The organism is Phytoactinopolyspora mesophila (assembly GCF_010122465.1).
GTDB classification, from domain to species: Bacteria; Actinomycetota; Actinomycetes; order Jiangellales; family Jiangellaceae; genus Phytoactinopolyspora; species Phytoactinopolyspora mesophila.
In genome coordinates, this window is record NZ_WLZY01000005.1 from 165110 (window position 1) to 189438 (window position 24329).

A 24329-nucleotide genomic window follows, 5' to 3' on the forward strand; every position below is an offset into this window, starting at 1 on the left:
GTGGTTCCTCCTCGAATGTGCTGGGCGCTGCCGCCTCGTTTCGCACGGATCATCCTTCGGCTGCGTGTTGTACGGGTGCCCGGGACGTGGTGGGTGTGTCGTCGCTGGCCGCCGGTGCGGCGGCGGCCTCTGCCGCGTCGACGAGAGCCTGGAACAGCCGGATATCGCTGGAATCCTGCTCCGGATGCCACTGCACACCGACGACGAACGCCGGTCCGGGCAGTTCTACTGCCTCGACGGTGCCGTCCTCGGCCCAGCCCACCGCCTCGAGCGACGTGGCGACCCGGCCCAGCGCCTGGTGGTGGTAGCAGGGCACGGCACAGCGGCCACCCAGGATCCGGCCCACGCGACTGCCTTCGCGGATCTGGACAGGGGTGGTTCCGAATACGCCGGGGTCCGGGCGGTGTGCGTCGTGCCCGACCGTCTCGGGCAGGTGCTGGGTCAGGCTGCCGCCGAGCGCGACGTTGAGCAGTTGCATCCCGCGGCACACACCGAGCACCGGAAGCCCACGGTCAAGCGCCAGGTTCAGCAGCCGGACCTCCCACGCGTCGCGGACGGGCCGGCTCCCGGTGGTCTTGGGATGGGGCCGCTCCCCGTACAAGTACGGGTCGATGTCCGCGCCGCCGGAGATCACCAGGCCGTCGAGGGATTGCACGATCTCCGCGGCGCCTGCGCCGGCCGGCGGCAGCAGCACCGGCACGCCTCCGGCAGCGGCGACGGCGGTGACGTATGTGCTGGGCAGGAGCGCGAACTCGGTATCCCATACCTGGCATTGCGCCTGTTCGAGGTAGGTGGTCAGACCGATCAGCGGCCTGCGCTCAGAGCCGTTCGAAACCACGGAACCTCTCCCAGTCGGTCACCACGGAGTCGTAGGCGGCCAGCTCGATCCGGGCACCGTTGAGGTAGTGCGCGATGACGTCCTCGCCGAAGGCCGCAACCGCCACTTTGCTTTCCTCCAGGCACTGTGCGGCCTCACCCAGCGTGGTGGGCATGTGTGGCTGGTCGGACGCATAGGCGTTGCCCATCACCGGTGGTTCCAGGGCGAGTTCACGCTCGATGCCGTGAAGGCCCGATGCGATCATCGCGGCCACCGCGAGGTAGGGGTTGACGTCGCCGCCGGGCACCCGATTCTCGACCCGCAGGGCAAGGTCGTGGCCGACGACACGCAACGCGCAGGTGCGGTTGTCCGGGCCCCATGCGGCTGCCGTGGGCGCGAAGCTCCCGGGTGCGTAGCGCTTGTAGGAGTTCACGTTCGGGGCGAAGAAGAGGCTGAAGTCGCGCAGGCAAGCCAGCTGGCCGGCCAGGAAGTGTTCCATCAGGGGGGAGAAGCCGTACGGCTGCTCACCGGCAAGCACAGGATCGCCGCCGGTGGAGCGCAGCGACATGTGGATGTGGCACGAGTTGCCCTCGCGCTCGTCGAACTTGGCCATGAACGTCAGGCTCATGCCTTCCTGCGCGGCGATCTCCTTCGCGCCGGTCTTGTAGATGCTGTGGTTGTCGCAGGTGGTGAGGGCGTCGTCGTACCTGAACCCGATCTCATGCTGACCGAGGTTGCACTCTCCCTTGGCGGACTCGACGTACATACCGGCACCGGTCATCCCGTTGCGGATCCTGCGCAGCAGGTGCTCGATCCGGCCGGTGCCGATCATCGAGTAGTCCACGTTGTACTGGTTGGCGGGCTCGAGCCCGCGGTAGGCCTTCTGCCAGGCGGTCTCGTAGCTGTCCTTGAAGACGATGAACTCCAGCTCGGTGCCGACATAGGCCTCGAGGCCGGTGTGCGCCAGCCGTTCCAGTTGCTTGCGCAAGATTTGTCGTGGAGACGCGACGACGTCTGTGCCGTCTTCCCACTGCAGGTCGCAAAGGACCAGGGCGGTGCCCTCGAGCCACGGCACCAGTCGGAGTGTGGTGAAGTCCGGCTTCAGGACGAAATCGCCGTAGCCGCTGTCCCATGACGACATCTCGTATCCGTCCACGGTGTTCATGTCGACATCGACGGCGAGCAGATAACTGCACGCCTCCGCTGCGTGTGGCGCTACCACATCGAGGAAATACGGCGCGGCGCATCTTTTGCCCTGCAACCGTCCCTGCATGTCGGTGGCCGCAACCAGCACGGTGTCGATCTGGCCGTTGTCCACGAGCGCGCGCAATTCGTCGAGACTGAGCAGTCCATCGGACGGAGGCATGGCCTCTCCTTTCGCTGCCGCGTTTCCGGGGCCATGGATGGTGGCGGATGTGGATCGTAGCGTTTAAAGGTCTAAGAATAGCCCTTTGAGTCAAGATGTAAGCAGTGATGGTGCGGAACGTCAATTGATGATCGTGCGCTGCGAGGATCCGGCTCACGCCCACCGCTTGCGCGGCTCGCGTGATGGTCGGGGGCGGACCCTTGACCGTGCTCCGTGGTGCGTGCCATGATCCTGCGATCAATGGCTCAATGGACTGACTCTATTCCATTAGCCGTGGCTTCGTGGCCGGCCCGCAGGCGAGCGCGGCTCGACCCATCAGCTGAGGACGGGAGCTCCGATGACGACGGGCGATCAACATGATCTTCACGCAAGTCACCAGCATCTTCACGGTGTGGACGTCGAGTACGAGACGAAGGGCACCGAGTATTTCGAGCGCCGGAAGCTCCGCCGAGGAGCAGCGGGCTGGGTGCTGCTCGCCGGTCTCGGCGTCTCCTATGTGATCTCCGGGGACTTCGCGGGGTGGAACTTCGGCCTGGCCGAGGGCGGCTGGGGCGGCCTGTTGATCGCCACCGTCCTCATGGCCCTCATGTACACGTGTATGGTCTTCGGGCTCGCCGAGATGAGTGCGTCGATGCCGGTTGCCGGCGCTGGCTACGGTTTCGCCCGTCGGGCCCTGGGGCCGCTGGGTGGGTTCGCCACCGGCACCGCGATCCTGATCGAGTACGCCATCGCGCCGGCGGCGATCGCGGTGTTCATCGGTGGCTATGTGGAAGCCCTTGGTCTGTTTGGTCTCACCAGCGGCTGGCCGGTGTTCCTCGCCGCCTACGCGGTCTTCGTCGGCATCCATCTCTGGGGTGTCGGCGAAGCGCTGCGCCTGATGTTCGTCATCACCGGGCTCGCGATGGTGGCACTCGTCGTTTTCGTCATCGGTATGGCCGGCCAGTTCGATGTCGACAACCTGTTCGACATCCCGATGACCGACTCGTTCGGCGCCAGCTCCTTCTTGCCCTTCGGCATCATGGGCGTCTGGGGCGCTCTCGTCTTCGCAATCTGGTTCTTCCTCGCGATCGAGGGGGTTCCGCTTGCCGCGGAGGAGGCACGCAATCCGAAGCAGGACATGCCGAGAGGCATCATCGTCGGCATGACCATTCTGCTGGTCACCGCGGCGATGATACTGGTGATGGCGCCGGGCGGCGCCGGAGCGCAGGCGCTCATGGACTCCGACAATCCGCTGCCGGAGGCGGTACGGCAGGCGTACGGCGGGAACAACTTCCTCGCCGACTTCGTCAATTACGTCGGCCTCGCCGGACTGATCGCCAGCTTCTTCTCCATCATCTACGCGTACTCGCGTCAGCTCTTCGCGTTGTCCCGGGCTGGGTACCTGCCGCGCTGGCTGTCTGTTACTAGTCGTCGTCGCACCCCGTACCTCGCGCTGATCATTCCTGGCACGGTGGGGTTCGCCCTGGCCTCGATCACCCAGGCCGGCGACCTGATGATTCAGATCGCGGTGTTCGGTGCCGCGGCATCCTACGTGCTGATGATGGTGGCGCACATCGTGCTGCGCAGGCGGGAGCCGGAGATGGAGCGGCCTTACCGGACGCCCGGCGGGACCGTGACCACCAGCGTCGCGCTGGTCCTTGCCGCCACCGCGTTGATCGCGGTGTTTCTGGTGGACCTCACGGCCGCGGCCATCGTGGCGGGGATCTTCGTCGCCGCCCTGGCCTACTTCTGGTTCTACTCCCGCCACCGCCTGGTGGCCAACGCTCCGGAGGAGGAGTTCGAAGCGATCCAGCGAGCCGAGGCGGAGCTGGCCGGTGGCGCACACACGCTCGATGTGGAGTGACCGGCAGGCCAGCCACGCTGAACAGGATGTCTCGCGTTCGGGGTATTGGGATGGCTGCTTGATCGCTACGCTTCTGTTCTGTGGGCTTGTACGTCGCGGAGAGTGGGCTGGCGGAAGGCTGTCCGGTGGTCTTCCTGCACGGTGCCTCGCCCGACGGCGGGCGAATATGGCGACCGCAGGTGCGGGATCTGTCCAGTGACATGCGCTGTTACGTCGTCGACCTGCCAGGCCACACCGGCAGCTCGACGGTAGCGTGGACATCGCTGAACGACACCGCTGATCAGGTTGCTGAGTTCATCCGGAACAAGATCGGTGGTCCGGCCGGCATCGTGGGTCTGTCGCTGGGTGGCTGTGTCGCGATCCGGTTGGCTATGCGCAACCCGGAGCTGGTCACCAGTGCTATCGCTTCCGGGGTGAGCATTCTGCCGGCGTCGTTCAGCGCGCGTGTGTGGCAGCGTGGCCAGCTAGTGGCCAGGTACAGCAGTTTCACCTCCTCGCCAACGGCCGGCGAACACGACGGCGAAGCGGCCGAAGACGATGCGGGCTCGCGGGCCTGGTCCCGGCCGGTGCCGCGGCAGGTGGTCATGAAAATCGTCAGTGAGATCGTCAATTTCGACCTACCGGACGGACGAAAGAAGATCGATTGCGCGATGCTGGCTGTTGCGGGTGAACACGAGAACCGGCTGGTCCTTCGCTCGCTGCGGCCATTGGCCGGTCATTTCGCCGCTGGCCGGGCCAAGTACGTGCCGGATGCGAGCCAGCACTGGAACGCCGAGCGGCCGGAACTGTTCAACGCAATGGTGCGAAGTTGGGTCATTGATCAACGGCTGCCACCCAAACTGCGCGATCCAGAACAATGGGCGCAATAGGACCCTAGGTCGTAGGTGATCGCCTGCGGTTAGCCGTTTTCGGCTCGGTGCTGAAAGTGGGCGCAGTCGTCCAGGACGCCAAATGTTGAATTGCCGGATATGGTTCTTCTGTGTTTCGGCGTTCGAACTCCCGAGCCATACTCGCCCTGCAGGGCGGGCTGGGCAACCAGCTGTTCCAGTGGGCATTCGCCACGTCCCTGCGACGGCAGGGAATCCGGCTTCGGCTGGACACGGTGCGCTGCCGTGGATCCCGGCCGATGGCGCTCGGCTCGCTGGCGGAGGGTATTCGGCGCATTCCGCGGCCGGCCGGCCTGGCCTTGGTTGCCGCACAACGGGCCGGCGCCTTGCGTGGCGGGGTCATTCCGAGGCTGGTCGAAGAAGAGCGATTCGGCTACGACAAGTCCCTGCGTCCTCGAGTGCTCGAGGGAGGAATGGGCGGGAGCTACTTGTATGGCTATTTTCAGTCGTACAAGTACTTCGAGGACATCGCCGACGACGTGAGACGGCAGGTAACCGACTTTCTCGCTGGCCACCTCACGCCGGCTGGGCGGGACCTTCAGGGCGAACTGGCCGACGACCCGTCCAGTGTGGCGTTGCATGTTCGCCGGGGTGACTACGTCAGCAATCCGGTGGCCGCCGCCCATCACGGCGTGCTCGGGACGCATTACTACCAACAGGCCCTGGACACGGTGGCCAAGTGGGGGCACACTCGTCGAATCTGGTTCAGCGACGACTTGCCGTGGGTCCGGCAACATCTCGCGGCTCCGGATGATGAGGTTTGTCCTGCCGGCGTCACCCGTGATGCCGCAGGTGAGATCGCTCTGATGGCGGCATGCTCGGCACGTGTCATTGCGAACAGCTCATTCAGCTGGTGGGCAGGGTGGCTAGGGCGCAATGACTCAGGGGTGGTGGCGCCGGCACAGTGGTTCGCCGACGCGGACACGTCGGCGGACGACCTGGTGCCGGCTACATGGACGAGGCACTAGGACCAGTGGTCTTTGCGGCTGAACGACGGCCGGTGTGTAGCCGGTAGAGCAAACGGGTGGGCCGGCCTGACGGCTGGGCCATTTAGGGGGGAACACCGTGGATGACGACGTGACAATCGACGACGGCGAGCCGGACAACAGCTCGGGCAGCGGGCAGCCGTGGTGGCGACGTCCGCGAGGCCTTGCGGCACTGGGTATCGGTGTGGCAGCGGTCATTGTCGCCGGGGTGATGCTGGCGACGTCGGGATCTTCGGACGAAGACCCGCGCTCGGCTGAGCGGCCGCCGGCGCAGCAGACCGGAACTCCGACGCCGGACGACGATCAGACGCCGGTTCCGGAGCCGACTCCGAACGACGGGTCGCCCGATCCGGAGACGACAACGGAACCGACCGCCGCGCCGGACGATGACGATGATGACGTCGCCGATGACGACGCCACGTCGGAGCCGACATCGCCTCCGGCGGACGGTGAGATCGATCCTGACGAGGCTGTCCGCGAGGCCGAGCGGGTGCTCGCCGAGTTCCTTGCCGAAAGTGATGCGGCGTATCAGGACCCGGGGGCGGATCTGAGTGCGCTGGCTGAGATTGCCGGCGGCGTCGCCTACAGCGAGGTCCAGGCCGGTGTCACCGAATTGGAGAGCGTCGAATGGCGGCAGAGCGGCACCGTTGACATCGTCGAGTTCCGTCCGGGCGATGTGGACGTCTCGGCATCGCCGGCGTCGGTCGAGTTATCCGCTTGTCTGGACACGGCGGATATCGATCTGGTCGACAAGTCCGGCGACTCCGTCCGAGGGCCAGTCGACGACGGGCCCAGTCGTACGCTGCATCAATACCGCGTCGAGCACGTGGACGGGCAGTGGATGGTGGTCGATCACACCTTCCCGGATGATGCGGATTGCTAACGAGTCCGGCAGGCCCGCCCTGGGTGTGGAAGATCAGCTCAAAGTGGCTTTAACGCAGAGCTCTAGCAAGGAACATAAAACCGAATAAATGAATCCAATAATCCGAAACGGCGACAAGTGCGCGGGAATGGGATAGCATACGCCGCGAGGGTGAGGAAAGGCTTGGGGGGCAAGTCATGGGAATCCGCCGGCGACGGCGGGTGTTCGCGGGTGCTACCCGCGTGCTCGCTGTATCTACGTTAGTCACGTCAACGCTCGTCATGGCGTCCGGCGCATCGGCCGCGGCCGAGCCACCGGATGGGCAGAGTCAGTTCACTGCCGCCGCGTCCTGCTGGGAGATCAAGCAGAACACGCCGTCCGCGCAAGACGGTGTGTACTGGCTGGTCACGCCCACGCTGAAAGCGCCAGAACAGTTTTACTGCGACATGACCACCGATGGCGGCGGCTGGGTGCTCATCGGCCGTGGCCGTGAGGGTTGGCGCAATACCTACGAAGGGCTCGGCACAACAGCGCAGGTGCGCTCCGTCGTGAACGGGCCGGACGCGTTCCAGCCGCGGCAGCTGTCGTCGCAGGTCATCGACGGTCTACTGGATGGCCGACGAGTCGACCAGGTGCCCGACGGCATCCGGCTGCGCCGGGCGATGAACACCGGTGGCACGCAATGGCAAGAGGCTCGGTTCAACTTCGCCAACCGCGATCGCTGGGTGTGGACGTTCCCGGCTGAACACCGTGTGGGTTCCTTCCGGTTCGGTACCACAACCGGCTCCGGGGGCCAGACCAGTAGCTTCGGCACCAACCAGCAGTTCAACAGGGTCATCACCACCAAGACCCAGGCGCAAGGCTGGACGGCCGGCTGGGCTTTCGGCAGCCTGGTCTCCGGATCCACCTCGCCGACGAGCTATCTGTGGTCCAACTCCATCGGCACCGGCCAGGCGCGTCCCTTCACCCAGGTGTTCCTGCGGCCACGGTTGAAGCTCGAAGACCTTGACTTCCCGGACGTTCCTGACGCCGGGAGCCCGGCCGAAGAACTGCCGGGCATCATCGAAAACGGTGTGCTGCCGCAGCCTTGGGGCGTGGCAGGGCGTGCCAATGGCAGCACTAGCGAGCTGGCCACCGAGGTACAGGACTTCGTCCAGATCGGTGACTACGTGTACGTCGCCGGCAACTTCCGGTGGGTGCAGCGCAATGCCGCCGGGGCCGGCCGGGTCGAGCAGTCCTACCTCGCCGCGTTCCACGTGGATACCGGCGAGTGGATCTCCGGATTCCGGCCCACCTTCAACAACCAGGTCAAGGCGCTCGCCGTGCTACCGGATGGTCGGCTGATCGCCGGGGGCGAATTCAGCCAAGTCAACGGCAGCACAGCCCGGGGAATGGTGGCGCTCAATCCCACTACCGGGGCTACGGACAGCTCATGGCATGTCGATATGGAGAACCGGCTGACCAGCGGCTTTTTGAGCGTACGCAGTCTGTCGGTCAAGGGTGATTGGTTGTACGCCGGTGGCGCGTTCACGCACATGTCCGGTGGCAGCGTCTCCAGCCCCATCTACGCCCGATCGGGCGCCCGGTTCTCGGTGGCCAACGGAACTCCGGACGCCAACTGGAACCCGAATTTCGACGGCACGGCGGTCGATATCGACGCCAGCGACGACGGGTCCCGGCTGTACGCGGCCGGCTACTTCGGACATTCCAACGGCGAGCCCGCACTTCGCGCCGCGGCTGTGCGGACCGTGGCGGGTGCCCCGCTGGCTACACCTGCGTGGACACCGACCTGGAGCAGGCCCGCGGACCGGACCAACTACCAGCAGGCGATCAGAGAGTCCGGCGACCGGGTGTGGGTCGGCGGCGCCGAGCATTCGGTGTTCAGCTTCAGCACCGCGACGTTCGACCGGCTGTCCGGGAACATCACCAAGGCGGGTGGCGACTTCCAGGCGATGGCTGTTGTCGACGGTGTTGTCTATGCCGGCTGCCATTGTGACGACTGGAACTACTCCAACGCCTTCTTCTGGCCCGGCGTCGGCACGGACTGGACGCAGGCCGACAAGATCGGCTGGGTCTCGGCTTGGGATTCGGAGAGTGGCGACGTCATTCCCGACTTCAATCCGATCATGCGTACGGATCGTGGGCACGGGGCGTGGGGAATCTTCGGCGACAGCAACGGCACGGTGTGGATCGGCGGCGACTTCATCTCCGGCCTCAACGCCAGCGGTGGCAATCAATGGGTGGGTGGATTTGCACGCTTCGCGCAACGGGACACCACTGCGCCCTCGGCACCGAGCAATCTCGGCGGCCAGCGCATCGACAACGACACCGTCCGGCTGAGCTGGCAGGCGTCGTCGTCGAGTAACGTGGAATACGAGCTCATGCGCGGTGGCCAGGTCATATTCGTGACACCTGACACGACGCTGGAGGTGCCGTCAGCGGCCGGCGACGACGACCGGTTCTTCGTCCGCGCAGTGGACAGCACCGGCAACCGCTCGGCGAGCACAACCGTGCTCGACCTCAGCGATCCACTGCCGCCGGAGCCAGGCGTGCTGGTGGAATACGGTTCGGACTGGTCGTGGCGCTATGAGACGGCAGCGGTCAACGCGAACTGGGCACAGCCTGGTTTCAACGCCTCGTCGTGGAACGAAGGCCCGGCCATCCTCGGGTTCGGCTCGACAGCCGTGGAGACGAACATCGATGTGCCATCGGGGCAGACCCGGCCGCTGGCGGCGTACTTCCGGCACGAGTTCGACGTGGACGACGCCGACGCCATCAGTAGTTTCGACCTGGAGACCTGGGCCGACGATGGCGTGGTCGTATACGTCAACGGTGAAGAAGCCGGCCGGTGGAACATGCCTTCCGGCACCATCACCGGGGGGACGTACGCCACCGCCGCACCGCGGACGAACACCGCCAGGGCCAACCCGGTCACCGTGACGATCCCGGGCGATGTGCTGGAGGACGGCACGAACGTCGTGGCCGCCGAGGTTCACCTGAACTATCGCAGCACACCCGACGTCAGCTTCGACCTGTCTCTCACCGAAAACGAGTCCGAGGTGCCGCCACCTACGGCACCGGCCGCCACGGCGACGGTCCAGGGTGAGAACCAGGTGCTCCTGGAGTGGGAGGACCCCGACGACGAGGCAGTTGTCAAACACCGGATCATCCGGGACGGAGCCACGGACGTCGACGTCGACATGCCGGAGCTCTCCTACCTGGTCGAAGGGCTGCAACCGGACACGGAGTACAGCTGGGAAATCGTCGCGGTCGACGGTTTCGGGCGGACGTCCGAGCCGGCCGTTGTCAGCGCTCGTACGGACGAGGGCGAACCGCCACCTCCAGAGCCGGTCGTGCTCGTCGAGAAGGGGGCGGATTGGTCCTGGCGGTACGAGTCGGCCGCGGTCGATGCCGAGTGGGCACAGCCTGGTTTCAACGCGTCGTCGTGGAACGAGGGGCCGGCGGTTCTGGGCTGGGGGTCGGCTTCGATAGAGACGAACATCGATGTGCCGTCGGGTGAGACGCGGCCGCTGGCGGCGTACTTCCGGCACGAGTTCGATGTCGATGATCCAGAAGCGCTGGACGAGCTGGAAATGCTGACCCGGGCCGACGACGGCGTCGTCGTCTATGTCAACGGCGAGGAGATCGGCCGGTGGAATATGCCGTCCGGCACCATCACCGGGGGGACCTACGCCACGGCGGCGCCGAGAACTAATACGGCGGTCAACAACCCGGTGACGGTGACATTGCCGGCGGACGTGCTGGTCGAAGGGACGAACGTGGTCGCGGCCGAGGTTCATCTGAACTATCGGAGCACTCCGGACATCAGCTTCGACCTCGGCCTCGGCACCGCGCAGTGACGGCGCAGGACCATGCCGACCCACCCGCGCCGGCGCACCGCCGGCGTGGGCGGTTCGGCGCTGCGCTCAACGAACTGAGCGGAGCCCAGAAGAGTCAGGCCGGAGTCCCGCTGTACACCCGGTACGTGAACCGCCGCTTAGGTCGCTACGCCGCGGCCTGGGCATACACGGTGAGGCTCACCCCGAACCAGGTGACCGGCCTCAGCGCACTGTGTTCGGCGGCGGCCCTCGCGCTGGTGGTGACAGTCAGCCCGGCGCTCTGGCTGGCCCTGACCGCGACCGTCTTGCTGGTCATCGGCTACGCGCTGGACTCTGCCGACGGTCAGCTGGCCCGGCTGACCGGGTCGGGTGGGCCGGCCGGTGAATGGCTCGACCACGTCGTGGACGCGGCCCGGAACCCGGCGTTGCACCTAGCGCTGCTGATCTCCCTCTACCGGTTCGCCGACCTGCCGGATTGGGTCCTGCTGTTGCCGATGCTCTTCCTGCTGACCACCATGGTCCGGTTCTTCGGTCAGATGCTGGCTGAGCAACTTCGTCGGCGGGAGCCGATGCCGTCACCAGCGGATGCGCAGACGGACCAGAAGGGCCGCTCGATCATTCAGCTTCCGTCCGATCCAGGTGTGATCAACCTGGTCTTCGTCTTCCTGGCCTGGCCGTGGGTGTTCGTCTGGGTGTATGCGGGCCTGCTGGGAGCCAACATGCTGCTTGCGCTCGCCTCACTGGTGCGGCGCTTCCGCGAGATGCGGCACCTGCAGGCAGCACTGCACGACGCAACAATCACAAGGGGGGTCTCGTGACCAACGAGGCAGCGACGAAACGGGTCGGATATGTACCCGGCGTGTTCGACATGTTCCACATCGGCCATCTCAACATCCTCCGGCAGGCGAGCACGTACTGCGACCACCTGGTAGCCGGGGTGGTGACGGACGAGGTCGTCGAGGAGGTCAAGAATCACAGCCCGGTGGTGCCATTCGACGAGCGGATGCAGATCGTCGGCAGCATTCAGTACGTCCATGAGGTAGTGCCGGACACGTCCCCGGACAAGACCGTCGCGTGGCGGACACGCCCCTTCGACGTGATCTTCAAAGGTGACGACTGGCGGGGCACCCAGAAGGGCACGCGGCTGGAGCAGGCCATGAGCGAGCTCGGCGTGGAAGTCGTCTATTTTCCGTACACGATCCGCACCTCCAGTACGTTGCTGCGGACCTACCTTGCTACCGCGGTCGGCGGCGCCTGATGAGCCGCCTGGAACCGGCCGATCAACCGGCCGTCACCGTGGTGATCGCTACCCGCGACCGGCCGGAACTGTTGCGCCGAGCCGTTTCGGCCGTGCTCGAGCAGGACTACGCCGGGCCTGTGCAGTGCATCGTTGTCTTCGATCGCAGCGAACCGCACCCGGTGGACGTGCCGGTCGCGGACAACCGCAAACTCGAACTCATCCGCAACAGCCGCACGCCCGGGCTGGCAGGTGGGCGGAACTCCGGTATCCGGGCAGCCTCAGGTGAGCTGGTCGCGTTCTGCGATGACGACGACGAGTGGCTGGTCCACAAGTTGCGCCGCCAGGTTCAGCTGTGGGCGGAGGAACCCGAGGCCAGCTGCGTGGCCACCGGGATCGTGATCGCCAACGAGGACGGGGAACACGAACGGACGGCGCCGGAGCGCACGACGTTCCGTGATCTGCTGCGTTCCCGGGTCACGGCTATCCACCCCTCTTCACTGTTGTTCCGCAGGACCGACCTGGACGGCGGCCGGATCGGCCTGGTAGACGAGGCATTGCCGGGATCCTACGGCGAGGACTACGAGCTGCTGCTACGGGCGTCCAGGCTGGGAGACGTCGTGGCCGTGCCGGAGCCGTTGGTGAAGATCGACTGGGCCCGTCCGTCGTACTTCGCCGGGAAATGGGATGTGATCAGTGAAGGGCTTGCCTACATCCTGGACCAGGTGCCGGAGTTCGCGGGTGAGCGGCGTGGGCTTGCCCGCATAGAGGGGCAGATCGCCTTCGCCCACGCGGCACGGGCGCGTCGTCGTCCGGCGTTACGCTGGGCCGGACGCGCACTCGCGCACGACCCGAGCCAGTTGCGGGCCTACGGTGCCGTCGCTGTAGCCGCCGGTGTGATCCAAGCGCAGTGGCTGCTGGACAAGGTCCAGGAGCGCGGACGAGGACTGTAGATGTCCACCGCATTTGTGTTGCCGAGGCGTCCGAGATCATCCGGCTCGGCAAGAGTGGCGCGCCCCTCCAGGCTGCCATGGGTGGCACCGAGTGACGGTAGCCGGCCGTTGCCGGCGTGGCCGGTCGACGTGCTGCTCTGGGGATTCCCGGTCTTCTGGCTACTCGGGCTCTCGCCGTTCGCGCCGATCGGGCTGGCGATGATCATGGCCGGCTTCATGATCGTGCGGCGAGGCGAGACGATCGTGCCCGGGATGCTGCCGTGGTTCGCCTTCGTGCTCTGGATCGTGCCGGCTGCACAGATGCTGGACTCGCCGCTGCGCCTGCTCGGTTATGGGCTGCGCTTCGCCAATCTGGCCGCGATCGCCGTGGTGCTGCTTTACGTCGTGAGCGCTCGGGAACAGTTGAGTATCCGGCGGGTGCTCGCCGGGCTGACCGTCGTGTGGCTGACCGTCGTGGTGGGTGGCTATCTCGGGACGTTATGGCCGGACGTGCGGCTGAGCACGCCGGCCGGTTTGTTGCTTCCGGGGGCGCTTGCGGGTAACGAGTATGTCCAGGATCTGGTCTTCCCACCGTTCGCTGAGGTGCAGCGGCCATGGGGGGCGCCGGAGCCGTTTGTCCGCCCGGCTGCGCCCTTCCCCTATGCGAACAGCTGGGGGACAGCGGTGGTGTTGCTCACTCCGTTGGCTATCGCGGGACTGCGCTTCTTCCGCTCAAAAGGTGCCCGCCGACTGATCGTCGTGGGACTCGCGGCTCTTGTGCCTCCGGCCTTGGCATCGTCGAACCGGGGAATGTTCATCGGGCTCGGTATCGCGGTGGGTTATGTCGTCCTCCGTCTCGCCGGACGGGGCCAGGTCAAGACACTGCTTGCGGTCGTCAGCACCGGCGGCCTCGTCGTCGGCGTGTTCGTGTATGCGGGGCTGCTCGATTCGATCGCCACGCGGCAGGAATACAGCGACACCACCAGCGGGCGGGCGTCGCTGTATGAAGAGACGTTTACCCGGACCTTGGAGTCACCGTTGCTGGGCTGGGGCGCGCCACGTCCATCGCTTGTGCACGGGATCTCGGTGGGGACCCAGGGGCACGTCTGGATGGTGATGTTCTCCTACGGATTCGTCGGACTGGCCTTGTTCCTGCTTTTCCTCTGGGGGGCGACGCTTCGGACCTGGTTCTCTGCCTGTGACACCGGTCGGCTCTGGATGCACAGCTGCCTGGTGACAGCATCGGTTTTGATCTTCTTCTACGGACTGGACACGATGCAGATGCTGGCTGTTGTGCTAGTGGCCGGCCTTCTCCTCAGGGAACGTTACGGTGCGGATGAGGTCCGAACGTGAGCCGCGGCGGATTGGCCCGGGCAGGCCTGATCAGCTTGGTGGGCGCCGTCACCGGCGCGGGTGTCAACTTCGGTATCGGGATCATCGTCGGGCGCGGGCTTGGTACCGACGGTACGGGGACGTTCTTCCAGGTCATCGCGGTCTTCATCATTCTCGCCAATGTCCTGGAGCTGGGTGCGGATACGGGCCTGGTCCGGTTCTGTTCCGGGTCGGTAGCGACCGGTCGCAACGGAGAACTGCGCCCGCTGGTCCGCACCGCGATCGTTCCTGTGGTCTGTGTCGGCGCCGTGCTGACGGCCGCCGCATGGATGCTGACACCACAGCTGGCCGGCTTCTTGTCGGCATCGCCGGACGTGCCAACGGAGCAGATTGTCCGGATGCTGGTGCCGTTTGTCGTGCTCGCCTCCTTGCTGGCGGTTGTGCTGGGAGCCACTCGGGGCCTCGGTAGCGTCGCCACCTTCACCGTGCTGCAGAACGTCGCGTTGCCGGTTGGGCGTTTCGTGTTGATCGGGATAGCGCTGCTGGCCGGCGCCGGGCTCGTCGACGTGCTGAAGGCGTGGATCGTGCCGCTGCCGATCGTCGCCGTCATCGCGGTAGCAATCCTGGCGCGTCAGCTGGCGCGCCGCACTCGAGGTCGTCTTGAAGGTGTACCAGAGAACCACGAGGCAACTCGTGTTCTGCGGCGGCGGTTCTGGGGGTTCAGTAGCGCCAGGGGTGTGTCAGCCGCCGTGGAGATCCTCCTCGAATGGGTTGATGTTCTCATCGTGGCCGCATTCCTGTCGCCCGCCGAAGCCGGGATCTATGCCGTGGTCAGCCGCAGTGTCCGGGCCGGACAGGTGGTCCAGCAGGCGGCACGGGTGGCCGTGGCGCCGATGGTCAGTGCTGCACTGGCTCGCAACGATGTGGCCGAGGCGCGCCGGCTGTTCGTCGTCGTCACCCGGGCCATGGTGCTGATGTCCTGGCCGTTCTATCTGATGCTGGCCTGTTTCGCTCCAGGCATACTGTCGATCTTCGGACCAGGTTTCGCTCAAGGCTCGAACGCGTTGACGATCATGAGTCTCACCATGGCACTGGCGGCCGCGGCCGGGATGGTGCAGACCGTGCTGTTGATGGGTGGGAAAAGCAGTTGGCAGCTCGCCGACAAGTCGGCGGCGCTCGGAGTGAACGTCGGCCTCAACGTGGTACTGGTTCCGGTTTGGGGCGTCGTCGGCGCCGCCGTTGCCTGGGCGGTCACCGTGGCCGTCGACACATCGCTCGCCGCGTGGCAAGTACACAAGGGCATGGGTGTCCACGTGTCACCGGCGAGCTTGGCCTTGCCGGCGGCGTTGCCGTTATTGGTGTTCGGCGCGGGCGGTCTTGCGCTGCGCGCGATGGTGGGCGACGGCCTATCGGGCGTGGTCATCATGCTCCTTGCCGGGGGAGTTGTCTACGTCTGCCTGTGCTGGATGTTCAGGCGCCGGCTTGGAATCGACACGATCGTGTCGTCGTTGCGTCGGCGTCGTTTGAGCGTGCCGGCGTCGTGAGTTTCGGACATTGGGGGGAACATGAGCTGGCTTGTGACAGGGGGCGCCGGGTATATCGGTGCGCACGTGGTGGCCAGTATGGTCACGGCGGAGATGGACGTCGTCATCGTGGACGACCTTTCGACGGGCGACTCTTCGCGGGTAGCCACCGGCGTTCCGGTGGTCAACGTGAGCTTGTTGGATCAGGCCGCGGTGCGGCAGATCTTCACCGCATACAACATCACCGGCGTCATCCATCTCGCGGCGAAGAAGCGTGTGGACGAGTCCTTGCGGCAGCCGTCGGTCTATTTCCGGGAGAACGTCGAAGCGCTGCGCATCCTGCTCGACGAGTGTGCCCGGGCGGGTGTGCGGAACTTCCTCTTCTCCTCCAGCGCCGCGGTGTATGGCAATCCCGGATCGACGGTGGTGGACGAAGACGTCATGTGCCTGCCGACCACTCCGTACGGGCAGACGAAGCTGGCCGGGGAGTGGCTGGTGCATGGCGTGGGTGCGGCATGTGGCATGCGCACCACGGCGTTGCGGTACTTCAATGTCGCCGGCGCTGCCTCGCCGGGACTGGCCGATACCTATCTGGCGAACTTGGTGCCGATTGTGCTCGACGCTGTCATGCGGGGACGACCGGCGCGCATCTTCGGTGACGACTATCCGACGGCCGACGGCACCTGCGTGCGCGACTACATCCACGTCGCCGACGTCGCCGACGCGCACATCGCCGCCGCTCAGGCGCTCGAGAACGGTGACCTCTCGTCCGGTCGTGCGCTGAATATCGGTACCGGACGTGGTGTGTCGGTACGGGAGGTCGTCGAGGTGGCGATGTCGATCACCGGGAGCGACGTGGCACCCGTGGTCGAGCCGCGCCGTGCGGGAGACTCACCGGCCGTCGTGGCGGCTGTGGAGCGGGCTCACCGCGAGCTCCAATGGAAGGCAGTCCGTACACTCGACGACATGATCGCCTCCGCGTGGGAAGCCTGCTTGCGGGTACCGGACAGGGTCTTGACTTCCTGAGCCTTTACGCCGCCGTCCACAAGACGTCGAAGGGCCGGCCCGCCCGGGGCGGCGGCCGGCTCGCCCTGAACGCCGTTCTCAGCGGTCGACACGTACCGTGCGGCCGTTCAGCTCGTCGTCCAGGGCGGATATGTCTGCCTCCGTCATGATCCGGGCGAGTTCGTCGAACATGACTGTCGGCTTCCAGCCCAGCACCTGCTCGGCCTTCGACGGGTCGCCGATCAACGCGTCCACCTCGGCCGGGCGCTCGTAGCGAGCGTCGTAGGCGACATACTCGCGCCAGTCGAGACCCACGGCCGAGAACGCCGCTTCGCAGAATTCGCGCACCGTGTGGGCCTCGCCGGTGGCCACCACGTAGTCGTCGGGCTCGTCTTGCTGGAGCATCCTCCACATCGCGTCGACGTACTCCGGTGCGTAGCCCCAGTCGCGGACCGCGTCCAGATTGCCCAAGTAGAGCTTTTCCTGCAGGCCGGCCTTGATCCGGGCCACGGCACGGGTGATCTTGCGGGTGACGAACGTCTCGCCACGACGAGGGCTCTCATGGTTGAACAGGACCCCGTTGACGGCGTACATGCCGTACGCCTCGCGGTAGTTCACTGTCGTCCAGTAGCCGAAGACCTTGGCGCAGCCGTAAGGGCTGCGGGGGTGAAAACGGGTCTGCTCGTTCTGCGGCGGCGGTGCGGAGCCGAACATCTCCGACGACGACGCCTGGTAGATCCGGGTCGCCACGCCACTGGCCCGGACGGCTTCGAGCAGTCGCAGTGGTCCGGTGCCGGTGATATCGGCGGTGTACAACGGCGCGTCGAACGACACCCGGACGTGCGACTGCGCACCGAGGTTGTAGATCTCATCCGGCTGGATGTCACGGAGCAAATTGACCAGCGCGACACCGTCGGACAGATCCGCATGGTGCAGAGTAAGCCGCCGGTCCGGATCGTGTGGTTCCTCGTATATGTGATCGATGCGGTCGGTATTGAAACTGGACGATCTGCGGATCAAACCGTGGACCTGGTAGCCCTTTTCCAGCAGCAATTCGGCTAGATATGAGCCGTCCTGCCCGGTGATACCAGTGATGACAGCATTCTTCGCCATCGCGCAAGCCCCCCTGCTCAGGCGACGCAAGCCCCCTTGCGCCCATTGTGGGTACTTTATGTCTTTCAGCTGCATACGTAAAGCCGAAGTCGTGCGACAATGAGGCGCCATGGGGGTTTTGCTGCCTTTGGGCGCGCGCGTTTTTGTTGCTGGTCATCGAGGGTTGGTGGGGTCGGCGATCGTTCGCCGTCTCGAAGCCGATGGATACCGGGTTGTGGTTCGTGGCCGGGACGAACTCGATCTGCGTGATGCTCGCGCGACACATGAATTTCTAGAAGAAGCTGCTCCGGACGCCGTGGTGCTGGCCGCGGCCACCGTCGGCGGCATCATGGCCAATTCGAGGTATCCGGTCGACTTCCTCGAAGACAACCTGAGAATTCAGCTGAGCGTCATCACCGGCAGCCATGCCACCGGGGTGCACCGCCTGCTTTTCCTCGGGTCCAGTTGCATCTATCCGAAACTGGCCGAGCAACCCATCAGCGAGGACTCATTGCTGACCGGACCGCTCGAGCCGACGAACCAGCCGTACGCGATCGCGAAGATCGCCGGAATCGAACAGGTCAACGCGTACCGCTGCCAGTACGGCCGGGCCTACATCTCGGCGATGCCGACCAATCTGTACGGGCCGGGTGACAACTTCGACCTGGAGAACTCGCACGTGCTGCCGGCGCTCATCCGCCGTTTCCACGATGCTCGCGAGGCCGGTCAGCCCGAGGTCGTGTTGTGGGGAAGCGGCACTCCGAGGCGTGAGTTCCTGCACGTCGACGATCTCGCGGAGGCCTGTGTCGTGCTGCTGCGCACGTACGACGAAGACGGTCCCATCAACGTCGGCTCGGGTACCGATCTGACGATTCGTGAACTCGGGGAGACCGTCGCGGCGGTGGTGGGATACGAGGGCAATATCTCATTCGATCCCGCACGCCCGGACGGTACCCCGCGCAAACTCATGGACGGCAGCCGAATCCGCGAACTCGGTTGGGCTCCACGTATCGGGCTGCGCGACGGGATAGCCGCCACCTACAAGTGGTGGCTGGAAGCAGGTAGGCCTACCGGAAAGAGCGCAGCCTCCGCCAGGAGATGAATGCCGGCCGGCGTGCGGCGACCTCGTCCACGAGCTTGGCGAGCCGCGCCGCGGTGTCGGCGGCGGGTGACGGATCAGGCGGGCGGCGAACCGATTCGGGCTTCTCGAAGGCCGCGTCCAGGGCGGCGTGCAGATCCTGCTCCGACTCGGCCAGGATCACCTGATCGTCCTTGGCAAGCCGGCGGCAGAACGCCACCTGGTGGTCGTCCACCACCTCGTCCAGCGCGGCCAGTCGGGGCACCACGATGGGGATGAAACCGCAACCGCGGCTGTCGAGGATCGAGCCCGGCCCACCCTGAGTGAGGACCACCGTCGACGACGTCATGTGCTCGAGGAGCTGGTCGCGGCTGACGATTCCGAGTGCCTGAGCGCCTAGGGGTGCCCGCGAGGCGCCCTCCTGATAAAGGCATCGGACCGCGTCGCCCTGATTCTCCAGCCATCCCTGCACCCATTCGGCGAGCCGGTCGAACCGGTGGTGGTCGGTGCCGACGGTGACGAACAGCGTCGGCCGGGCGTTCACAGCGTCCGTCCCACGACGACTCCCTCTGGGTACATGGCCCGCTGTTCCTCCCACTGCAGGCAGAACGCATCGGCCAGCGGGTAGCAGAGCCGGCCGGTCAAGGTGGGCTGTTCGATGCGGTCGAACACCTCCAGGTAGACCGTGCGGATGCGCAGCAGCCGCGCGACGACGAAGAATGGCAGTGCCACTCCGGCGCCGGTGGAGACCACGACATCAGGGCGATGCCGAAGCAGCGTGACGATGGCCAATCCGAGGTTACGGACGGCATTGCCGATGTGCCGGGTTGTCGGATGGTAAGCCCACGTGACGTCTTCGTCGGCCAGCGCACCTAGGGCGTCCGGTTTGCGGAACGTCACCCAGCGCCGCTCGTGGGCCTGCCACCAATCCCGCAGCGCCACTAGTTGGGCGAGGTGCCCGCCGGTCGAGGCGATCAGCAGTAGCTTCACCGGTCAGCGCCCGGGGCGGATGGTTGCCGGCCAGCCGGTGGAACGTTCTGCTGCGTCGCCGGGTACGGGGCGCCGGGCGTGCATGCCGTCGCTGCCCGCTTTCGGCCCGGAGAATTCACGAGCTGACGTACGACGTTCGGCGGGAAGCAGGATTCCGAGGTCGATCTCCCGCTCGGCGACGGCGAGCTGACCGACGAACTCTTGGACGGGTTTCCTCCGGCTGCGCTTCGTGGCCGCGACCATGATCGCGTGGCAGCGCCGGGCCAGCGCGATCCGGCGCGTCCGGCTGGTGATCATGGTGAGGTCGAGGACGACGAGGTCGTCGCTCGCCCAATCCGACAGCACATCGGCGGAACCGGGCCAGCCGGCGTCGACGGCTGACATGTCCATCCGATCGGAATCGATCAAACGGGCCCGCATCCGGTGGCTATGTGCGACTTCGACCAGGCAGGTGGCAGCTTCGTAAACCTGGCCGTCGGCCGGGCCGGCCAACGCGACCAGTACGGGCCCGTCGGTGCCGGACCGGGGATGCAAACGGGTCAGCTCCAGCAGTGCGTGCCGATACGGCTCATCGCGATCGGATTCGACCGTTCCGTCGATGACCAAGCTGCCGCCGAGCAGATCTCGCAGCCGTGCCGCGTGTGTTATCCGCCGGTCGTGACGGTCGCGGAACAGGGCGAGCGCGATGCCCGCCAGTAAACCACCCACCAGGCCCCCGATGAGCGTCACCGGCAGCCCGGGCGAAGACGGCGAACCGGGAGCGGTGGCCGACTCGATGATCCGGCCGGGATTGAGGGCCACGGTCACCAGGCTGCTCTGCTGCTGGCGTAATTCGATGATCTGCTGCTGGACGGCAACGGCGGTCAGCGACTCCGAGGCGTCGTCGTCCTGCTGCTCGATGAGCTCGTTGATGCGATCTTCGAGGGCGCTGATGAGGCGTTCCGCGAGCTCGTCGGCGCCCGCGACGCGAGAGTCGAGGTAGGCGGCGGCGAAGGCGTTGGCGCCCGCGGCGGCCCTGGCCCCGGTGTTGGCCGTGAAGGCGATCTGCAGGATCTGAGAGTCCGACGGCGAGGTCACCGACACCCGGGTGGTGAGCTCCCGCGGCGTGTACCTGGTGCTGCCGAGCAGTTCCGCGGCCGCCGTGGCCACTTCGGTGGAGCGCACGACCTGTTGCTCGGTATTCATATTGAGCTGCTGCGGAGCGGACGTGCCACCGAACGGGTTGGGTGTGATGGGGGAGACCGAGACGATGGCAGTGGCTGTGTACTCATCCGGCCAGAGGGAGCTCAGCCCGGCTGCGCCCATGAGGGCAACCAGAACTGAGGCGACGACTACCCGCCATCGCCGCCGGATGGTTTCGCCCACCTCTGTCAAACGCATAGGCGGTTGAGAAGGCGCCATGAGCCCGAAGCCCCCCTGCTGAGTCAGAGCACCGTGTGTACCTAGGAGTCTAAATGGTCGCACATTTGTCGAGAAACGGTCAGTTCAGCGCCGGACCCACCTTCCCTAGATGATCATGTTTGGTGGGTTTTCCCTTGCGCCACCATGACTGCAGCCCTGTTGAGGCGCGAGGAAACCCACCAAACATGATCATCTAGGTGGGGTGGGGAGGGAGCCAGCCGCCTTCGGTCAGCAGGCCGAGAACGGCGTCGCGGGCCTCGTCGACGCTCACGTGGGTGGTGTCGAGGACGAGATCGGCGTCGCGTGGTGTCTCGTACGGGCTGGAGATGCCGGTGAAGTCAGGGAGCTCGCCCGCCCGCGCCCTCGCATAGAGACCTTTGCGATCCCGTCGTTCACATTCTTCGACCGGCGTCGCGACATGAATCAAGACGAAGTCCCCGGTCGCTGACACCATCTGCCGTACCCGCGCGCGGGTCGCGGCGAACGGCGCGATCGGTGCGCAGACGACGAGCCCGCCGTGACGGGCGATCTCGGCCGCCACGAAGCCGATGCGCTCCACGTTGCGGTCCCGGTCAGCTCGCGAGAACCCCAGTCCCGCGGAGAGATTGCGACGGACCAGATCGCCGTCGAGCAACGTGACCGTACGGTCGGTGGTTTCGTTCAGGCGGTCGACGACGGCCCGGGCGACAGTGGACTTCCCCGAGCCGGACAGCCCGGTGAAGAACACCACCAGCCCGCGTTCATGCCGCGGTGGCCGCCAGCGCCGCCACGCTTCGAGACTGGGAGCCGGCCACTCGGCCGCAGGTAGCTGGCCGCCGCCGTCGAGGCCTTCCTGTAAGGCGGCATGATCGGCCCGCAGAGCCGGCCGCACCAAATCGGCGCCGAACGATTCGGCTATCGCGACAGCCAGTGCGTCGTCGCGGTGATCGCCGTAGTGCGGTGCGGGAACCAGGACGACGTCGGCCACTTGTCCGGTGTCGCGCAGCTCTTCGCGCAGGGTGAGCACGGCGCGAATGGTGACGGCTGTCTCGGGGCCCGGACGTTCCCGTGGGCCGTCGAGCACGATGAACAGCAGCGGGCGATCGGTGCCGGCGGCTCGCAGGGTATACGTGTCCGGGGGGTCGTGGCTGACGATCGCCGACCAGCCGTCGAAACGTGTCTTGCCGGGATGCGCCCGCAAGGACGAATGCGGCCCGCGTGGCTCGTCGGCGTCCCCGGTGCCCACCGTTCCCCTGACCGCCACGGTTCCGTGGTCATCACCGGTGGCCTCGGCTGTGCTGCCGTGGATGTCCAGGGTGCCGGCAGGGGCGCCTTCGCGGTCGGTCACCACGAGCCGGCCTGCTGCGCGGGCCTTCGAACCGATGTCTGCCGGCACGTTGATCGAGATCTCGGCCGGGCCGATGCCCAGCCGAGCCAGTTCCACTTCAGCCAGCGTCACAGCGTCAGGTGTGAAACGGGGTGGCTGTGGCGACGGCGAATGGGTCACGACGTCAGCCTAGTGTCCGGCATGTCACGCCACCGAGGCGATGGCCTCGACGATCGGGGTGTCGCCGGAGACCAGTTCCAGAGTCGAACCGGCGGTTCGCGGCTCGTGTAGCAGCCCGAGCACGACGCTCGCGACGTCGTCTCGGGGGACAGCGCCGCGTTCTACCGAGGGGTCGAGCCGGACCAGCCCGGTACCTGGATCGTTGGTGAGCCGGCCGGGGCGCAGGATGGTCCAGTCCAGAGTGCGGGCGCGCAGGTCTTCCTCGCTTGCCCCCTTGGCGCGCAGATAGGCGGCGAAGACATCGTCGGTGCCAGCCGGTGGTTCGGCGCCGGCTCCCATGCTGGAAATCATGATGTAGCGGCGGACGCGGGCGCGCTCGGCGGCGTCCGCCAGCAGCGCGGCTGCGGCGCGATCCACCGTGTCCTTGCGTTCAGCGCCGCTGCCCGGCCCGGCGCCGGCCGCGAACACCACGGCGTCAACGCTGTGCAGCTCGGAGGCGAGATCGGCAGCCGTCGCGTACTCGAGGTCGAGAACGACGGCCGTGGCCCCTACGTCGGCCAGGTCCGCCGCATGGTCTGGGTTGCGTACGAGGCCGATCGCTTCGTCGCCTTGGAGCGTGAGCAGCCGTTCGAGCCGCAGCGCTATCTGACCGTGTCCACCGGCAATCACAACTCGCATGCGCAATACCGTATGACACCGTGGCGATCAGCGCTTCCCGGCAGAGTACTCAGCGGCCGTTCCGGCGTTCGGCGTGTCCGCGCATGGCGGCCAGGAACGACGGCGCGCCCGCGAGGATCCCGCCGTCAACCCGCAATACGGTGCCGGTCACCCAGGCGGCGTCGTCGGAGGCCAGGTAAGCCACCGCGGCGGCGATGTCCTCCGGCTGCCCGATCCTGCCGAGCGGGTAGAGATCGCCGAGCATCTCGAGTAGTTCGGGATCGTCTCGGAACTGCTGGTGCCAGTGCCGGGTGTGAATGGTCGCGGGCGCGACGAGGTTGAACCGCACGCCGTGCCGGCCATATCGCAGTGCGAGGTTCTCGGTCAGGTTGACCAGGCCGGCCTTGGCCGCGGAGTAAGCCTCATTACCGAAGGCGGCGATGCCGTTGACCGATCCGATCGACACCACCGACGCGCCGTCGCGCGCGGCCAGCAGCATCGGAAGCGCCGCTTTGATGCATCGCACCGCGCCGTACAGGGTTGGATCGAGCTGCCGGTACCACTCGGCTTCGTCCATGTCCTCGAACTGGGGACCGCCGTTGATGCCGACGTTGTTCACCAGCACATCGAGACCACCGAAGCGTTCGACCACCGCTGCCATGGCGGCATCGACCGACTCGCGATCGGTGACGTCACACGGTAACGCCATGATCTGGTCTGCGCTGGTGAGCTCGTCGGCGGTTTTCTGAGCGGCTTCGGTGTCGAGGTCGGCGATCGCCACCGAAGCCCCTTCACTCGCCAGCCGAGCGGCCGTTGCCCGGCCGATCCCGTGCGCACCCCCGGTGACGAGCGCCACCCTGCCGTCGAATCGCTGCATACTGCATTCTCCACCTACAACTGCGCGCGTAGGATAGGACGGGTCACCCCCTCCGCGGCGCGGTTGGGGGCGAACTTGCGTGTGCGCGTGTTTCGCGCACCCGCTTCATCAGGTGTTTT

At 66.2% G+C, this 24329-nt stretch carries 21 protein-coding genes; 12 read left to right on the forward strand and 9 right to left on the reverse strand.

Features of this window, described 5'->3' with window-relative positions; genetic code table 11:
* Positions 1 to 49: 49 nt before the first annotated feature.
* On the reverse strand, positions 50 to 838 hold the full coding sequence (locus F7O44_RS15665) for a gamma-glutamyl-gamma-aminobutyrate hydrolase family protein (protein ID WP_162451204.1): 789 nt from the start codon (positions 836 to 838) through the stop codon (positions 50 to 52).
* Positions 819 to 2183 (reverse strand): glutamine synthetase family protein, encoded by a 1365-nt coding sequence (locus F7O44_RS15670; RefSeq protein ID WP_162451205.1) that lies wholly within the window; start codon positions 2181 to 2183, stop codon positions 819 to 821. The genes F7O44_RS15665 and F7O44_RS15670 overlap by 20 nt, the downstream gene beginning before the upstream one ends.
* A gap of 337 nt (positions 2184 to 2520) precedes the next feature.
* Between F7O44_RS15670 and eat the strand changes: the two genes are divergently transcribed.
* The 11 genes from eat to galE all read left to right on the forward strand — a co-directional run bounded on the left by eat (position 2521) and on the right by galE (position 16650).
* On the forward strand, positions 2521 to 4026 hold the full coding sequence (gene eat, locus F7O44_RS15675) for an ethanolamine permease (RefSeq protein WP_162451206.1): 1506 nt from the start codon (positions 2521 to 2523) through the stop codon (positions 4024 to 4026).
* 80 nt (positions 4027 to 4106) lie between these two features.
* Positions 4107 to 4895 (forward strand): alpha/beta fold hydrolase, encoded by a 789-nt coding sequence (locus F7O44_RS15680; protein WP_162451207.1) that lies wholly within the window; start codon positions 4107 to 4109, stop codon positions 4893 to 4895.
* 110 nt (positions 4896 to 5005) lie between these two features.
* Positions 5006 to 5881 carry an alpha-1,2-fucosyltransferase gene (locus tag F7O44_RS31905; RefSeq protein ID WP_162451208.1) on the forward strand — a complete coding sequence of 292 codons (876 nt, stop codon included), beginning with the start codon at positions 5006 to 5008 and terminating at the stop codon, positions 5879 to 5881.
* Positions 5882 to 5990: 109 nt separating this feature from the next.
* Complete coding sequence (locus tag F7O44_RS15690) at positions 5991 to 6782, forward strand: superantigen-like protein SSL4 (RefSeq protein ID WP_162451209.1); 792 nt, start codon at positions 5991 to 5993, stop codon at positions 6780 to 6782.
* Between the two features lie 221 nt (positions 6783 to 7003).
* A complete protein-coding gene (locus F7O44_RS15695; RefSeq protein WP_162451210.1) occupies positions 7004 to 10621 on the forward strand; it encodes a fibrinogen-like YCDxxxxGGGW domain-containing protein in 3618 nt (1205 codons plus the stop codon).
* Positions 10618 to 11418: a CDP-alcohol phosphatidyltransferase family protein gene (locus F7O44_RS31910; protein WP_162451211.1), complete on the forward strand. Its 801-nt coding sequence runs from the start codon at positions 10618 to 10620 to the stop codon at positions 11416 to 11418. Before F7O44_RS15695 ends, F7O44_RS31910 begins: the two co-directional genes overlap by 4 nt.
* The gene (locus F7O44_RS15705) at positions 11415 to 11858 is read left to right on the forward strand and encodes an FAD synthase family protein (RefSeq protein WP_222851407.1); all 444 of its coding nucleotides are present in this window, start codon (positions 11415 to 11417) and stop codon (positions 11856 to 11858) included. The genes F7O44_RS31910 and F7O44_RS15705 overlap by 4 nt, the downstream gene beginning before the upstream one ends.
* Positions 11858 to 12790: a glycosyltransferase family 2 protein gene (locus F7O44_RS15710; RefSeq protein ID WP_162451212.1), complete on the forward strand. Its 933-nt coding sequence runs from the start codon at positions 11858 to 11860 to the stop codon at positions 12788 to 12790. The genes F7O44_RS15705 and F7O44_RS15710 overlap by 1 nt, the downstream gene beginning before the upstream one ends.
* An 81-nt stretch (positions 12791 to 12871) precedes the next feature.
* Positions 12872 to 14122 (forward strand): O-antigen ligase family protein, encoded by a 1251-nt coding sequence (locus tag F7O44_RS15715; RefSeq protein WP_162451213.1) that lies wholly within the window; start codon positions 12872 to 12874, stop codon positions 14120 to 14122.
* Positions 14119 to 15645 (forward strand): oligosaccharide flippase family protein, encoded by a 1527-nt coding sequence (locus F7O44_RS15720; RefSeq protein ID WP_162451214.1) that lies wholly within the window; start codon positions 14119 to 14121, stop codon positions 15643 to 15645. Before F7O44_RS15715 ends, F7O44_RS15720 begins: the two co-directional genes overlap by 4 nt.
* Positions 15646 to 15666: 21 nt before the next feature.
* Positions 15667 to 16650 carry a UDP-glucose 4-epimerase GalE gene (galE, locus tag F7O44_RS15725; protein ID WP_162451215.1) on the forward strand — a complete coding sequence of 328 codons (984 nt, stop codon included), beginning with the start codon at positions 15667 to 15669 and terminating at the stop codon, positions 16648 to 16650.
* Between the two features lie 78 nt (positions 16651 to 16728).
* Here galE and gmd read toward each other — a convergent pair whose 3' ends face one another.
* The gene (gene gmd, locus F7O44_RS15730) at positions 16729 to 17742 is read right to left on the reverse strand and encodes a GDP-mannose 4,6-dehydratase (protein ID WP_162451216.1); all 1014 of its coding nucleotides are present in this window, start codon (positions 17740 to 17742) and stop codon (positions 16729 to 16731) included.
* A 109-nt stretch (positions 17743 to 17851) separates the two neighbouring features.
* Between gmd and F7O44_RS15735 the strand changes: the two genes are divergently transcribed.
* Positions 17852 to 18823: a GDP-L-fucose synthase family protein gene (locus tag F7O44_RS15735; protein WP_162451217.1), complete on the forward strand. Its 972-nt coding sequence runs from the start codon at positions 17852 to 17854 to the stop codon at positions 18821 to 18823.
* Here F7O44_RS15735 and F7O44_RS15740 read toward each other — a convergent pair.
* From F7O44_RS15740 to F7O44_RS15765, 6 genes are all read right to left on the reverse strand, one after another.
* Positions 18789 to 19343: a glycosyltransferase gene (locus tag F7O44_RS15740; RefSeq protein WP_162451218.1), complete on the reverse strand. Its 555-nt coding sequence runs from the start codon at positions 19341 to 19343 to the stop codon at positions 18789 to 18791. The genes F7O44_RS15735 and F7O44_RS15740 overlap by 35 nt on opposite strands.
* The gene (pssD, locus tag F7O44_RS15745; RefSeq protein WP_162451219.1) at positions 19340 to 19789 is read right to left on the reverse strand and encodes a PssD/Cps14F family polysaccharide biosynthesis glycosyltransferase; all 450 of its coding nucleotides are present in this window, start codon (positions 19787 to 19789) and stop codon (positions 19340 to 19342) included. Before pssD ends, F7O44_RS15740 begins: the two co-directional genes overlap by 4 nt.
* Before the next feature lie 3 nt (positions 19790 to 19792).
* On the reverse strand, positions 19793 to 21169 hold the full coding sequence (locus F7O44_RS15750; protein WP_162451220.1) for a Wzz/FepE/Etk N-terminal domain-containing protein: 1377 nt from the start codon (positions 21167 to 21169) through the stop codon (positions 19793 to 19795).
* Between the two features lie 214 nt (positions 21170 to 21383).
* Positions 21384 to 22676 carry an adenylyl-sulfate kinase gene (gene cysC, locus F7O44_RS31915; protein ID WP_162451221.1) on the reverse strand — a complete coding sequence of 431 codons (1293 nt, stop codon included), beginning with the start codon at positions 22674 to 22676 and terminating at the stop codon, positions 21384 to 21386.
* Between the two features lie 24 nt (positions 22677 to 22700).
* Positions 22701 to 23354, reverse strand: coding sequence for an SDR family oxidoreductase (locus tag F7O44_RS15760; RefSeq protein ID WP_162451222.1), 654 nt, complete (start codon positions 23352 to 23354; stop codon positions 22701 to 22703).
* A gap of 49 nt (positions 23355 to 23403) precedes the next feature.
* Positions 23404 to 24210, reverse strand: coding sequence for an SDR family NAD(P)-dependent oxidoreductase (locus tag F7O44_RS15765; protein WP_162451223.1), 807 nt, complete (start codon positions 24208 to 24210; stop codon positions 23404 to 23406).
* Positions 24211 to 24329: the final 119 nt, after the last annotated feature.

Excerpts from the sequence above, each read along its gene's own strand:
- F7O44_RS15670 (WP_162451205.1), bottom strand. The coding sequence starts at position 2,183 with ATGCCTCCGTCCGATGGACTGCTCAGTCTCGACGAATTGCGCGCGCTC.
- F7O44_RS15765 (WP_162451223.1), bottom strand. The coding sequence starts at position 24,210 with ATGCAGCGATTCGACGGCAGGGTGGCGCTCGTCACCGGGGGTGCGCAC.
- gmd (WP_162451216.1), bottom strand. The coding sequence starts at position 17,742 with ATGGCGAAGAATGCTGTCATCACTGGTATCACCGGGCAGGACGGCTCA.
- eat (WP_162451206.1), top strand. The coding sequence starts at position 2,521 with ATGACGACGGGCGATCAACATGATCTTCACGCAAGTCACCAGCATCTT.
- F7O44_RS15750 (WP_162451220.1), bottom strand. The coding sequence starts at position 21,169 with ATGCGTTTGACAGAGGTGGGCGAAACCATCCGGCGGCGATGGCGGGTA.
- F7O44_RS15710 (WP_162451212.1), top strand. The coding sequence starts at position 11,858 with ATGAGCCGCCTGGAACCGGCCGATCAACCGGCCGTCACCGTGGTGATC.
- galE (WP_162451215.1), top strand. The coding sequence starts at position 15,667 with ATGAGCTGGCTTGTGACAGGGGGCGCCGGGTATATCGGTGCGCACGTG.
- F7O44_RS15735 (WP_162451217.1), top strand. The coding sequence starts at position 17,852 with ATGGGGGTTTTGCTGCCTTTGGGCGCGCGCGTTTTTGTTGCTGGTCAT.
- F7O44_RS15760 (WP_162451222.1), bottom strand. The coding sequence starts at position 23,354 with ATGCGAGTTGTGATTGCCGGTGGACACGGTCAGATAGCGCTGCGGCTC.